12 protein-coding genes are annotated in these 14,365 nt (G+C 47.8%); 9 read left to right on the forward strand and 3 right to left on the reverse strand.

The genetic code is table 11. The features are described from left to right. The first annotated feature begins 43 nt into the window (after positions 1-43). Positions 44-2,056: a S9 family peptidase gene (locus LG272_RS00910; RefSeq protein WP_404409018.1), complete on the forward strand. Its 2,013-nt coding sequence runs from the start codon at positions 44-46 to the stop codon at positions 2,054-2,056. Positions 2,057-2,065: 9 nt separating this feature from the next. Then, a complete protein-coding gene (locus LG272_RS00915; protein ID WP_126759640.1) occupies positions 2,066-3,172 on the forward strand; it encodes a GGDEF domain-containing protein in 1,107 nt (368 codons plus the stop codon). A 47-nt stretch (positions 3,173-3,219) separates the two neighbouring features. On the opposite strand, the gene pckA is transcribed toward LG272_RS00915, so the two are convergent. Continuing rightward, complete coding sequence (gene pckA / locus LG272_RS00920; RefSeq protein WP_404409020.1) at positions 3,220-4,821, reverse strand: phosphoenolpyruvate carboxykinase (ATP); 1,602 nt, start codon at positions 4,819-4,821, stop codon at positions 3,220-3,222. 148 nt (positions 4,822-4,969) lie between these two features. Here pckA and LG272_RS00925 point away from each other — a divergent pair, with 148 nt between their 5' ends. Then, a complete protein-coding gene (locus LG272_RS00925; RefSeq protein WP_404409022.1) occupies positions 4,970-6,295 on the forward strand; it encodes a sodium-dependent transporter in 1,326 nt (441 codons plus the stop codon). An 8-nt stretch (positions 6,296-6,303) separates the two neighbouring features. On the opposite strand, the gene coaD is transcribed toward LG272_RS00925, so the two are convergent. Next, entirely contained in the window at positions 6,304-6,792 is a 489-nt protein-coding gene (gene coaD, locus LG272_RS00930) for a pantetheine-phosphate adenylyltransferase (protein WP_404409024.1), read from the reverse strand. A 139-nt stretch (positions 6,793-6,931) separates the two neighbouring features. Here coaD and LG272_RS00935 point away from each other — a divergent pair, with 139 nt between their 5' ends. From LG272_RS00935 to ubiA, 6 genes are read left to right on the forward strand one after another with little or no spacing between them, the layout of a single operon-like run. Next, complete coding sequence (locus LG272_RS00935) at positions 6,932-8,125, forward strand: glycine C-acetyltransferase (protein ID WP_126759644.1); 1,194 nt, start codon at positions 6,932-6,934, stop codon at positions 8,123-8,125. Between the two features lie 31 nt (positions 8,126-8,156). Continuing rightward, on the forward strand, positions 8,157-9,182 hold the full coding sequence (gene tdh, locus LG272_RS00940) for an L-threonine 3-dehydrogenase (protein ID WP_404409026.1): 1,026 nt from the start codon (positions 8,157-8,159) through the stop codon (positions 9,180-9,182). A 23-nt stretch (positions 9,183-9,205) separates the two neighbouring features. Continuing rightward, positions 9,206-9,529, forward strand: coding sequence for a thiosulfate sulfurtransferase GlpE (gene glpE, locus LG272_RS00945; RefSeq protein ID WP_404409028.1), 324 nt, complete (start codon positions 9,206-9,208; stop codon positions 9,527-9,529). After that, a complete protein-coding gene (locus tag LG272_RS00950) occupies positions 9,530-10,390 on the forward strand; it encodes a rhomboid family intramembrane serine protease (RefSeq protein WP_126759647.1) in 861 nt (286 codons plus the stop codon). Positions 10,391-10,396: 6 nt separating this feature from the next. Next, complete coding sequence (locus tag LG272_RS00955) at positions 10,397-11,005, forward strand: chorismate lyase (RefSeq protein WP_126759648.1); 609 nt, start codon at positions 10,397-10,399, stop codon at positions 11,003-11,005. Position 11,006: 1 nt separating this feature from the next. Continuing rightward, complete coding sequence (gene ubiA, locus LG272_RS00960) at positions 11,007-11,870, forward strand: 4-hydroxybenzoate octaprenyltransferase (RefSeq protein ID WP_126759649.1); 864 nt, start codon at positions 11,007-11,009, stop codon at positions 11,868-11,870. Positions 11,871-11,905: 35 nt separating this feature from the next. Here ubiA and plsB read toward each other — a convergent pair whose 3' ends face one another. Further along, positions 11,906-14,353 carry a glycerol-3-phosphate 1-O-acyltransferase PlsB gene (gene plsB, locus LG272_RS00965; RefSeq protein WP_404409031.1) on the reverse strand — a complete coding sequence of 816 codons (2,448 nt, stop codon included), beginning with the start codon at positions 14,351-14,353 and terminating at the stop codon, positions 11,906-11,908. Between the last annotated feature and the right edge of the window lie 12 nt (positions 14,354-14,365).

The raw sequence follows: 14,365 nt of genomic DNA on the forward strand, positions 1-14,365 counted from the left end.
TTTCATGAACAACGAAACAATAAAAAGCAACGAGGAGTACATCATGCTGCGCAGCATTGGTCTTGTATTAGTCGCTGCGGTAATGTCCGTTTCTGCCCATGCACGTGATATCACGTTGGAAGAAACCATTACCGTCCAATCCATTAATAGTGCCGCTCTTGCCGCTGACGGACAGCTGGCTGCTTTCACGCGTGTGGTGCCACGTACGCCATACGCTGATGATGATGGCGGTTCATACATTGAGCTTTATACTGTGCGTGGAACGGCTGCTAGTGTGCCATTTATTACCGGCAAAGAAAGTTTAGGCGCTGTGAGCTTTCATGGCCAAACCATCTATTTTTTAGCAAAACGCGATGGTGCGAAACACACCAGCCTTTATAAAATGGCCACCACCGGTGGTGAAGCACAACTCGCACTGAGTCACGATGCCGCCATTAGCAGTTACGCTATTAGTGCCGACGGCCGCTACATTGCTTTTCGTGCGCGCAGCAAAGCTGACGACACCAAGTCAAAGTTAGCAAAAAAAGGGTTTAAAGCTGAAGTTTATGAGGAAGAACATCAGTTCACTCATCTGTGGCTTTACGATACCCAAACCGAAGACGCTAAACCAGTTCAGCTAACTGACTCACAACAAGTACTGTCGGTGGCGTTCCGTCCTGAACACGAGCAATTACTGGTTCGTGTTGCTCCGACCGCGCTTGTTGATGACAATTACATGAGCAGCCAATATCAATTGCTCGACTTTGAAGGTAAGCAAGTTAGTGCGTTTGAATCGGTTGGTAAGTTAGGTCAAGCGGAATTTTCACCAGACGGTCGCTACTTAGCAGTCATCGGCGCCGCCGATTACAATGACCCAGCCAGCGGTCGATTGTACGTTTATGACACCCGCAAAGACAACGAGCGAAAAGAAGTGTTGCCGGATTATCAAGGACACGTTCAAGATATCGCTTGGCGTCGTAACGACGAATTGATCTGGTTAGGTCACCGTGGCACGCAAAGTGAGGTACAGGCACTTACCATGCAGTGGCTGGAAACACGCATTATCATGGAGCCTAGTGAGTTAATTGCGGTTGATATTGAAGTAACGCCGGGGCAAGAGGATATATTAGTTCGTGCCCACAGTGCCGCCCACCCTACCGAGTTGTTCCGCATTAGTGGTCAGCGCATTGAGCGCCTTACCGACTCAAATCCATGGCTGGCGGACATCACCATGCCGCGGCAAGAAACCGTGCGCTACGAAGCACGTGACGGCTTGGATCTTGAAGGCATTGTGGTTTATCCAACCGACTATAAAGAAGGCCAACGCTATCCATTAATCATGGTCGTTCATGGCGGGCCCGAAGCGCATTACAGTAACGGTTGGCTAGACCGCTACGGTAGCCCAGTCAAATATGCTGCACAACAGGGCTATGCACTGTTCTTCCCGAACTACCGTGGTAGCACCGGTCGTGGTGTTGAGTTCTCGAAGCTTGGTCAGAACGACTATGCCGGTAAAGAGTTTGATGACCTAGTTGACGGTAAAGACCACTTGGTTGAAATGGGTCTCGTTGATGAGAAGAAAGTAGGTATCACTGGTGGCTCATACGGCGGTTTTGCTTCTGCTTGGGGTGCCACAGCACTGACTGAGCATTTTGCCGCAAGTGTGATGTTTGTCGGTATCAGCGATAACATTTCGAAGTTCGGTACAACTGATATTGCAAAAGAAATGCACGCGGTTCATGCCCGCAGCTATCCGTGGGAAAAATGGCAGTGGTACTTAGAGCGTAGCCCTATTTATCATGCCGAGAAAGCGCGTACACCAATCTTAATCATGCATGGCAAAGAAGATACCCGTGTGCACCCAAGTCAATCTATGGAGCTTTATCGCTATCTGAAAACCCATGGCAATGTTCCTGTTCGCCTCGTGCTGTACCCAGGCGAAGGCCATGGTAACCGTCGTGTTGCCGCGCAGCTAGATTACTCTATGCGCTTAATGCGTTGGATGCAGCATTTCTTGGTAGAGGGTAATAAAGAAGCGCCAGCACACGAACTACCTCATGCCGAAAAGTTAAAATAGAGGTGACTTGTGTCAGGTCTTAAGGATTTATTTAAGAAAGGGTGGTGGGTTATTCCCCACCCTTTCCAGCCAGAAGATCTGCGCTACTGGCGGGTAAAGCTCATGCAGAATATTCAATTTATTCTGCAGCTATACACCGGTTTATTTGTCGTATTAAACATCTTTCTATTTGATTATTTATGGATGGCACTCACCAATGCCATCATGTTTAGCGCAATTGTGGTATTGCAAATTGATTTGCGCAAAAACCTAAATATTGAACGAAGCGCACGAATGCTCATTGGCATACTGGTTGCGTTTATGGCCGTTTATTTTGTCATAGCACAAGGCCGTAACTATTCATTTATTTGGTTTAGTCTGTTGCCATTGCTCGCATTCTTTTTACTTGGTTTGCGCCTCGGGTTGTATGTCAGTGGTAGCTTCTTGGCTGCGTTAGTCGTATTTGTTATTTGGTTTGCACCACAGTGGCCAAGTTATGCGATAAATATTCCGGCTATTTTTAATATTGCCCTAGCACTATTTGCGGTACTTACTATTTCTCGCCATTACGAAAAATCGCGAGAAGAAGCATTTAACTTTCTGGCACGACGTAATAGCGAGCTTGAAGTGCTTGCCACCACAGACCCGCTTACTCAACTGAATAACCGCTCGCATTTAGACGACGTGTTAGAGCAAGAGCTCAACCGAGCGCAACGCCATCAGCATGAGCTTGCCGTGTTAATTCTCGATACGGACCACTTTAAAACCCTGAATGATAGCTACGGTCATATTGTCGGAGACCAAGTTCTTAAAGAGTTGAGCCAAGTACTATTGAGCCATGTGCGCTCTAGCGACATTCTCGGGCGTTGGGGCGGTGAAGAGTTTTTAGTTATCGCACCAGATACCGATGAGGATGGTGCCGTCGAGCTAGCTGAAAAAATTCGTATTGCTGTGGCAGAACATCGCTTTACTGATGAAAAGCTGCATCTTACGGTAAGTATCGGTTGTGCTGCATATAGTAGTGAAGACACCCTTATTACTATTATTCAACGCGCCGATAATGGTTTGTACCAAGCTAAGCATGATGGTCGTAATTGCACTCGACTAGGCAAAACGACGCGCATTCCAAGAAAATAAAAAAGGCAGCTAAGTAACTGCCTTTTTCAAATTTCACACCCGCATGGTTAGAGTTGCGGACCAGCGGCAACGAGTGCTTTACCTTCTTCGTTGTCAGTGAACTTTTCGAAGTTTGCCACAAAACGTTGTGCCAAATCTTTTGCTTTCACATCCCAGTCACCGGCATCTGCATAGGTGTTGCGAGGGTCTAAAATGTGTTGCTCTTGAACGCCATTAAGCGCCGTTGGCATGGCCAAGTTGAAGTATGGCAATTGAACAAATTCAGCATCTTCAATGCTGCCATCGAGAATTGAATCAATAATGGCGCGCGTGGCTTGAATTGAAATACGTTTGCCAGTGCCATTCCAACCGGTATTCACCAAGTAGGCTTCTGCACCTGATGCTTCCATGCGCTTCACCAATACTTCAGCGTATTGTGTTGGGTGCAGCGTTAAAAATGCCGCACCAAAACAGCTTGAGAAAGTTGGCGTCGGTTCAGTAATACCACGCTCAGTACCAGCCAGTTTCGCAGTAAAGCCAGACAAGAAGTAGTACTCAGTTTGCTCTTTAGTCAGTTTCGAAACAGGTGGCAATACGCCAAACGCATCAGCCGTTAAGAAGATAACTTTTTGCGCATGACCCGCTTTAGAAACTGGCTTCACGATGTTATCGATGTGATAAATCGGGTATGACACGCGGGTATTTTCAGTTTTTGAGTTGTCATCGAAATCAACACTACCGTCTTCACGAACAGTCACATTCTCTAACAATGCATCGCGACGGATCGCGTTGTAGATATCTGGTTCTGCTTCGGCCGACAAGTTGATGGTTTTCGCATAACAACCACCCTCAAAATTGAACACGCCGTCATCGTCCCAACCGTGCTCATCGTCACCAATCAATTGACGTTTCGGATCGGTGGATAACGTTGTTTTACCGGTGCCCGATAAACCGAAGAAAATAGCAACGTCGCCATCTTCGCCAACGTTGGCTGAGCAGTGCATTGACGCAATACCTTGCAACGGCAAGTAGTAGTTCATGATTGAGAACATACCTTTCTTCATTTCGCCGCCGTACCAAGTACCGCCGATTAACTGAATGCGCTCAGTTAAGTTAAATGCAACGAAATTTTCAGAGTTAAGGCCATGTTCTTGCCATTTGTGGTTAATGCATTTTGCACCGTTCATAACCACGAAATCAGGAGTGAAGTTTTCTAACTCTTCTGCTGATGGGCGAATAAACATGTTTTTCACAAAGTGGGCTTGCCATGCCACTTCGGTGATAAAGCGAACTGCTAAGCGCGTATCTTCATTCGCTCCGCAATAGGTATCAACAACAAACAGACGCTTGCCAGAAAGCTGGCCTGTTACCGTTTCTTTTAGATCGGCCCAAATTTCTGGGGTGATCGCTTTATTATCATTTTTGCCTTGATCGGCCCACCACAACGTATCTTTCGTGGTGTCGTCGCGTACGATGTATTTGTCCTTTGGCGAACGACCCGTAAAAATACCAGTATCAACGGCAACGGCGCCAAGGTCGGTGACAACACCTTTTTCAAAACCTTGAAGATCGGCGCGTGTTTCTTCTTCGAACAACTGTTCATAAGAAGGGTTGTGGACAATTTCAGTGACGTCTGTGATGCCATAACGGCCTAAATCCAGATCAGTCATGTGACGGACTCCTGCGGGTCTGGTTTGAGCAAAATTTGAAAAGTAAACGTGGGGCGCGATTCTACCTTCAAACGCGCGAAATTGATAGTCTTTGTCATCATTTTAAGGCTAGAATGGCGCCTTTTACCGCAAAAGTTATGGTTAAAATATGCGCGATAGTTTTCACACACGTATTGGTTTCGTTCTTGCCGCAGCAGGCTCAGCTATTGGTCTCGGTAATATTTGGGGCTTTCCTAGTCAAGTTGCGAATCACGGTGGCGCCGCATTTTTAATCGTCTATTTGCTCGTTGTGGTGGTTCTCGCCGTACCGGCGTTATATACCGAGTTAAGCCTTGGCCATGCGGCTCAAGCCAATCCTGTAAAAGCGCTAAGCTCGTTAAGCACAACTGCGCAACCGTTGACGGCAATCAGCGGCAAAACGATGGGATACTTAAACGTTATCGGCGCCATTTTAATGCTGAGCTTTTATCATTTGGTAGCGGCCTGGATGCTTGCTGAAGGCTTCACGTTTTTATTAACTGCCCTGCATTTGCCGGCAATGACCCCTTGGTTTGCAGATGCCTCGACGATGCGTGACATTATTTTGTTGCTGGTGTTCGTTGCCCTTACCTTTGGCATTGTCATCAACGGTGTGCAACAAGGTATCGAACGCTGGTCGCGACGCTTAATGCCGTTATTGATTGTGTTACTGGTTGGGTTAATTGCCTACATGAGCACGTTACCCGGCTCTGCCGATGGTTTTCGAGCCTATCTGGTACCAGATTTTTCGGCAATGTGGAACGCCGACCTATTAATTTCCGCCATGGGACAAGCATTTTTCTCTCTGTCGATTGGTTTGGGCGGCATGATGATTTACGGCAGCTACTTAAAGAAAGACACCCGAATCGGTCGTTTAACTTGGAGCGTCGCCGCACTGGATACAATAGTGGCTTTCTTGGCAGGTCTGCTGATTATACCAGCATTGTATGTTGCCATGGCACAAGGATTGAGTGTTACCGAAGGTGAACAACTGATTGGCGAAGGCCGTTTGATTTTCCAAGTGCTACCTGATTTATTCACCCAATTAGGTTATGCCGGTGCGTGGTTAGGTTTTGGCTTTTTCGCGTTGCTGAGCATTGCCGCGCTCACTTCAACCATTGCGACCGCCGAAGTACCAATCGCTTATGCCATTGAGACGCATCCACTCAATCGCCGCCAGGCTGCACGTATTATTGCAACAATTATTGCGGTGATTGGTTGTACGTTGGTGATTTGGTTTGAGCCGTTATTTAACTGGGTGGTTACCTATGTCACACAGTTTCAGCTGCCACTTTCTGGCTTGTTTTACTTTATTGTGCTGGGTTGGTTTTGGCAGCGCAGTAACCGGGTACGCGAGTTGGCGGCAACGTCATGGCGCTACCGCTTATTATTCTGGCATTTACGTTTGTTCTGTCCGCTTCTGTTAGCGTGGGTGTTTGTGGATGTTGCGCTGTAAGTAGAAACTTACTTGCGCGATTTGATTTTATTTTCCAAAGCTTCTGCAACCCGTGCGTCGGTAAATTGACGCACGTCACCGTGGTGAATAGCAACTTCTTTCACCAGTGTTGAGGAAATAAACGAATTTTCTTCAGCCGGCGTTAAAAACACGCTTTCTAAGCCCGGAAACAAACGGCGATTCATGTTTGCCAACTGAAATTCATACTCAAAATCGGATACAGCACGTAAGCCGCGGATCAATACCGTTGCGTCCTGCTCTTTTGCAAAATCAACCAACAAACCGCTAAATCCAACAACCGTGACATTGGGTAATTCAGCAGTCACTTCACGCACCAGTTCAACCCGCTCGTCGAGGGTAAACATTGGCTTCTTGCTTGGGCTATTTGCCACACCCACAATAATTTCACTGAACAAATTCGATGCTCGCTCAATTAAATCGGCATGACCATTGGTAATAGGATCAAAGGTTCCAGGATAAATGGCGCGTTTGTGCATGAAATTTCTCCAGCTGATGAAATGAGGATGCGCAGCCCCCCGCTGATCGGGTAAACTATACTTAATCGTAACAGCTTAAGTCAGAACACTCATGTCCTCACTTAAGTTCACCCGTCAGGTCCGAAGCACGGAGAATTACATGAAGCAAGATTTTTATCAACAGCTTGAAACGCAGTTAGAAGAGCTAAAGAACGAAGGTTTATACAAAAGCGAACGCATTATTCTTGGTGATCAAGATGCTGAGATTGAAGTAGGCAACGGCGAATCGGTATTGAACTTTTGTGCCAACAATTATTTAGGTTTGGCCAATAATTCTGAGCTCATCAAAGCGGCGAAACAAGGTCTTGATGAGCACGGCTTTGGCACCGCCTCGGTTCGTTTTATTTGCGGTACGCAAGATATTCATAAAACACTCGAAGCGAAACTCAGCGCGTTTTTAGGTACCGAAGACACAATTTTATACTCGTCATGTTTCGATGCGAATGGCGGTTTATTCGAGACACTGATGGGCCCAGAAGACGCCATCATCAGTGACGAACTGAACCACGCATCAATTATCGACGGCATTCGTTTGAGCAAAGCCAAGCGCTATCGTTATAAAAACAACGATATGGCTGATTTGGAAGCGCAATTAAAGCAAGCCAAAGCTGATGGCGCTCGCAACATCCTTATCGCCACTGATGGTGTATTCTCCATGGATGGCGTAATTGCAAACCTAAACGGCATCTGCGATTTAGCGGACGAATACGGCGCATTGGTGATGATGGACGATTGTCACGCGACTGGTTTCTTGGGCGAAAACGGTAAAGGTACGCACGAATACTGCAATGTCATGGGGCGTGTCGATATCATTACTGGAACCCTCGGTAAAGCGCTGGGTGGTGCATCTGGTGGTTATACATCGGGTAAAAAGCCTGTGATTGACTGGTTACGTCAGCGTTCACGCCCGTATTTATTCTCAAACTCAGTGGCACCAGCCATTGTTCAAGCCTCTATTCGCGTACTCGAAATGCTTGAAAATGGTCACGACCTTCGTCAAAAACTTTGGGATAACGCGAATTACTTCCGCAGCGAAATGACCAAAGCTGGTTTCACCTTGAGTGGCGCTGATCACGCGATTATTCCAGTGATGATTGGTGATGCGCGCCTCGCTTCTGAGATGGCTGATCGCATGTTGCAAGAAGGTATTTATGTTGTGGGATTCTCATTCCCAGTGGTGCCGCGCGGCAAAGCACGAATTCGCACGCAAATGTCTGCCGCACACACCCGTGAGCAACTCGATCGCGCCATTGACGCTTTCACGCGCATTGGTAAAGATCTCGGCATTATTTAATCGTCTTTTAGAAGACTGAAGGGAACGATTTATGAAAGCATTGGCAAAATTGCACGCTGAACCAGGTATCTGGATGACCGACGTTGAGACGCCTGAATACGGCTACAATGATTTGCTCATCCGCATCAAGAAAACCGCAATATGTGGCACCGATGTGCACATCTATAAATGGGATGAGTGGTCACAGAAGACAATTCCTGTACCGATGGTCGTGGGTCATGAATATGTCGGCGTGGTAGAAGCAATGGGTGAAGGCGTTCGTGGTTTTACCAAAGGCGATCGCGTATCTGGCGAAGGTCATATCACCTGCGGTCATTGCCGCAATTGCCGTGCTGGCCGTCGTCATCTCTGCCGCAACACAGTTGGCGTTGGCGTCAATCGTCCTGGCGCATTTGCTGAATACTTAGTAATTCCTGCGGAAAACGCATTCAAATTACCCGACGATATTAGCGATGATTTAGCAGCCATTTTTGACCCATTCGGTAATGCTGTACACACCGCTTTAGCATTTGATTTGGTTGGTGAAGATGTCTTAATTACTGGCGCTGGTCCAATTGGAATCATGGCGGCAGCGGTCGCCCGTCACGTTGGCGCCCGTCATGTCGTCATTACCGATGTGAACGATTACCGCTTAGATTTAGCGAAGAAAATGGGCGCCACCCGTACGGTTGATGTGAGCAAAGAGAACTTAAAAGATGTAATGAAAGAGCTCGGCATGAAGGAAGGCTTCGATGTCGGCCTTGAGATGTCCGGCGTTCCTTCTGCGTTTGCGCAAATGCTCGAAACCATGAATCATGGTGGCAAAATCGCCATGCTAGGTATTCCGCCAACCAGCGTTGCCATTGATTGGAACCAAGTCATTTTCAAAGGGCTTGTGATCAAAGGTATTTATGGCCGCGAAATGTTTGAAACTTGGTACAAAATGGCGAGCTTATTACAATCGGGACTCGACCTATCGCCAATTTTGACGCACAGTATGCCAGTGGACGACTTCCAAAAAGGCTTTGATATCATGACCTCAGGCCAATCTGGTAAAGTTGTTTTAGACTGGAGTTAAGGCCCTCAATCAAGGAATAGAACATGGCTGATTTTAAACGTATTAATACCCTCAAAGCGCACGAGTTATGGGAATCCAAGCAAGCGCGCTTTGTGGATATACGCGATGAGCGCTCCTACGCGGCTGCGCATATTCCTGGTTCCATGCGATTAACCGACGCCAATGTTCAGCAATTTCTTAGCGAATTAGACGACAATGAGGAGGTTGTTGTCGTCTGTTACCACGGCAACAGCAGCCAAGGGGCCGCGCAATATCTTGCCCATCAAGGCGTCGAAGTCGTCAGTAGTCTCGACGGCGGCATGACGGCTTGGGCGCAAGCATTCCCTGAGGCGGTGGAGCGTAGCTAAATGAAAAAATTACTGACCACACGAAACGCCGACGAAATGGCATTGTTGTACGCATACTTGCAACGCCATAATGTACCGGTGACGGTCAGTGAGCATGGTGATGAATTAGAGCTTTGGTTAACAGTATCGAGCTATCAAGCTCATGCCAAATCGCTCATTCAAGCATTTAAAGAGAATCCAGAGCTTGCCACAGCTGAAGTTCTCGAAGACATTCAAAGCGAACCTCAAGCACAGCGGCCACAAAGTTTCTTGCAGCAGCTTTTGCAACAGGCCGGTTGGTTTACCGCAGGTTACGCCGTTGTTGTTATTCTTACCTTTATCGGTTTGTTAACACCGCTTGCCGAGTCAATTCTCGGCGCATTTTTGTTTAACCCTGACAGCTTTGAAGCGATGCCATGGGCGCAACCTTGGCGTTTCTTCACCCCAGCACTGTTGCACTTTAGCGTGTTGCACATTGTGTTTAATGTGTTCTGGTGGTGGTATCTCGGCGGTCGTTTCGAGCGCTACTACGGCAGTAAATGGCTAATTCTCGCTTTTCTGTTTTGCGCTCTAGCCTCTAACACCTCACAGTTCATTGAGAGTGGCCCTTATTTTGGCGGCTTATCTGGAGTGGTCTACGGGTTATTTGGTATTGCCACAGTGGTAGGCTGGCAAAATCCGCGACACCCATTGTTCTTACCGAATGGCCTCATTATCTTTATGTTGGTTTGGTTGGTTATTGGATATACCGGGCTACTTTGGGTCAACATTGCCAACACCGCGCACACCGCCGGACTCATATCTGGACTCCTAGTAGGTGCAGGCATTCGTGCGCTTACGCTTTATGGTCAGAATTCTGGCCGCAAAGAAGACTCCCAATAGCAACTTATGAAAAGCGCAGTGTTAGCACAACTTGAGTTTCCGATTATCCGTGCGCATCAGCAAGCTGACTGGGCGTTGGCAAATGAAACGGTTCTACCTGACAGTTCACTTATTCAAGCTTGGCTTCTTGATCCTGATTCACTCACGGCGAAATTAAAACGCCACTGCGACAGCTTTGAAGTGAAGGTACTTGGCCAACAATCGGGCAGCATTCGCCCTGATGAAGCCAAATGGCTGGGCGATGACGAACACGCCACCATCCGCGAGGTGTTGTTATGCTGCGATGGGCAGCCTTGGGTGTTTGCGCGCAGTGTGTTCCCGCAAAGTGCGCTAGATGAACAGGCATTGCAGCTCGGGCAACTTGGCAATAAGCCGCTCGGCGCACACTTATTTGCTCAATCAGACCTCGAACGTGGCGCAATTGAAGTCGCTCATTTTTCGCCACAGTCACCTATTGGTCAACTCAATCAGCAGCTCGGGTATCCAGCGCAACATTTGTGGGGACGTCGTAGTTGCTTCAAAGCCGCAGGTCAGAAAGTATTAGTTGCCGAAGTATTTATCGGCGATTCAGTACCCGCCAAACTCATGCAATTGCTGCAAGACGAGGAAGCTTAACATGGTCAAAGTTGGTCAATTCATTAGTGCATGCTGGCGTTTAATGCGCGCCGACCGCCCTATTGGTAGTTTGCTGCTTGGCTGGCCAACATTAGTCGCGTTACTCATTGCCGGTGAAGGTAACCCGCCACTGCGCACCGTGGTTTTATTTATGCTCGGCGTATTTGTGATGCGCTCTGCAGGTTGTGTGATCAATGATTACGCTGACCGCCACATTGATGGTCATGTTAGCCGCACCAAACTGCGCCCGTTAGCTACCGGCGAGCTGAAGCCTTGGCATGCGCTGGCACTGTTTGGGGTGCTGTTAATCATCGCATTGCTAATTGTTCTGCAATTCAACCGAGCGACTGTTTTAATGAGCGTTGCCGCCGCCGCTGTTGCCACTCTTTACCCGTTTTGCAAACGCTTTACGCAATTACCTCAGGTGGTATTAGGCGTGGCATTTAGCTTTGGTGTACTGATGCCGTTTACAGCGCTCGACCAAGGTCTGCCATTAGTGGCATGGATTCTGTTCTTTGCCAACATTGCTTGGACGGTAGCTTATGACACTGAATACGCTATGGCAGACCGGGCAGACGACTTAAAAATTGGGGTAAAATCCACAGCGATTTTATTTGCTGGCCACGATAAATTCGCGATTGCCTTATTACAAATTATAACGCTCGCATTATTGGGTTGGTTGGGCTATTTGTTGCTACTTGATTGGGTTTATTGGGTAGGGCTTGTCATCATTGGGCTGCTGTTTGTCTGGCAACACTACTTAATTTGGTATCGCGAGCCAGGCCGGTGTTTTCAGGCGTTCTTGCACAACAACAACGTGGGTTGGGTATTAACCCTCGCTGTTGCTGCGCATTATTGGTTTTAGTTTCTGGTTTTAGGATCGAGCTCTACATACACTGGTTAACGCTCAGCGTTAACCAGTTGTTTCACCGATTGACGAATCGTTTGAAGTACTGCTGGCTCGAGTAACAAGTCCACAGCATCACTTAATTCCCCAACTCGATGGTCAGCCATCATCTCACCAGAATCAATCACACTGAAGTAGCCTTCTGATTTAAGCGTGCCGATTAACGTACTAAGCACCTTCTTATCAAAAAACTCTGGCGCGTTGACCCCATGAATGGCACTGAGACGCTCAGCAAGTTGTACCGAGTGTTGCTCGAGGTCGCTTCGCGCAATGGGCTGTGCCTGTTGCAGCAGTTCCAACACAATGGCATAACGCTGCGCTGTCTCACTTGAGCTACGCGCAAGTAGCACCAATTGTGAATAAGCACGCGAATCACGCTTGGCAACGGCGAATGTGCCCTCACCCGCGTCAATAAGCAAACCGCATTGCACATATTGTTCGAGTAATGCATTAACCCATAACGTCATGTCTTCAGCGCGATGGCTAATAAACAATTCGTTTTGCAACAATGGATGCAACTGGGTTAATAATTTGATTGCAGCATCAGCATTGAAACGCTTATGACCAAGCGCAAATGCCGCTAATAGCGCCGGCACAATAATCATGTGCATGATGTTGTTGCGATAGTAGGTCATCGCTATAGCGGTCGAACCATCCAGACGAATCAACTCGCCGATACCGTCCGCTTCTACAACAAACTTGTCGTGCTTTTTCGCAAGCTGCCACAGCTGTTCACCATCATCTTCCGGCACGTAGGCATCTTTGCTATATGGAACTTCGCGCATAATGCGCGTGTACAAATTTAACTGGCTTACAAGCTCTTCGCGAGTTAACGCATGATGCTCGGAACTAAGAATCGCCAGAGCACACAAGTTGACGCTGTTAAATGCAGCGGAATTATTAATGCGATACATAATCTGATCCGCAAGTAAGTTCACAGTTGGCGTGAGCCACTTCGGACGTTCTGGTTCTTCAGCGCCAGTTGTAATTGAATCACGCCAGTTTGGTTGCAACTTCTCAAGCGCTTCGCCAAGATTAATCGGCTCACCAAAGCTCACATAACCCTGACCAAAGTTACGCAGATGACGAAGGCTACTGATTACCTGCCATACCGACTCTTTCTCTTTCGACTTACCTTTAAGCTCTTTGAGGTAAGTACCAACTTCCATTACATGTTCGTATCCCAAATAGACTGGAACCAACGACATAGGACGTTGCTGGCCGCGTAACATGCCTTGCACAGTCATCGCCACCATACCGGTTTTCGGTGGCAACAAGCGCCCAGTGCGACTGCGCCCACCTTCGGTAAAGTATTCAACAGGATAACCTTTTTGGAATAATCGGTTTAAATATTCACGAAATACCGTGGAATACAGTTTGTTACCACGGAAACTACGACGGATAAAGAATGCGCCACCACGGCGGAAAATTGGCCCGGCAGGGAAGAAATCTAAGTTCACACCGGCTGCAATATGCGGCGGTACCAAACCTTCTTTATAGATAACATAACTTAATAACAGATAATCCATGTGCGAGCGGTGACACGGCACATACACAATTTCGTGGCCTGCTTCAGCAAGCTCGCGAATGCGTTCACCCCCTTCAATATGGATACCGTTGTAAATTCGACTCCAACACCAAGTCATGAAGCGATCGAGCAAGCGAACTAACGTATCGCTGTAGTTTGCGGCAATTTCATGCAGGTACTTTTCAGCCGTCTTCCGTGCTTGCTGCTCCGATACTTTTTTGCTGCGAGCTTCATCGGCAATCGCTTGCTTCAGTGCTGGGGTATCGAGTAAATCCTGAATGACCACGGCGCGCTCGGTCATCTTCGGCCCCGCCACAGCATGGCGTAAGCGCACAAAATGAACCCGGGCCACGCGCGCTAATTTATGCGCCAAACGCTGGGTTGAGCCGCGTTGCTCGGCCATTTCGCGAAGGTGTACTGGTGAACTCGCCCGAATCAGAATATGACGACCGGAAAACATCGTCAGCCAAAACTTACGCCAGTGACCTGGGTTGTCAATGTCAGCAACCATGGTGTGCCCTTGACGAGCTTCTTGGCCAGGCTTACGCCCCCAAAACAGGCCGATAGGAACAACTTTGACATTCAATTGTTGGTCTTTTTGATGTGCAGAAATGAGCTTTTCAAAATCCTCGATGGCCTTCTCGGCAGAACCATGATCGGTTTGATCAAGATACATGACACGAGCGAGTTGCTGCCCATTGATCATGAGATCTTCCGTTGGGTCAGGTAACCCCGCACTTCTTAACGCACGCTGCGCCACAAGCATGTCGGTGTTTGACGTTGAACGCATTACGTAAACCACATTGTTATCGCCAACAATCTGCGCCGTCGCGTCATCTAGAATTGTTTCAAAGCGCGTTAACCAGCGTACTGGCCAGAACATTAAAGCGCGCCAAAAGCCTTTCAGACTCATGCAATATCCCCA

This window comes from Pseudidiomarina marina (assembly GCF_044807045.1).
GTDB classification, from domain to species: Bacteria; Pseudomonadota; Gammaproteobacteria; order Enterobacterales; family Alteromonadaceae; genus Pseudidiomarina; species Pseudidiomarina marina.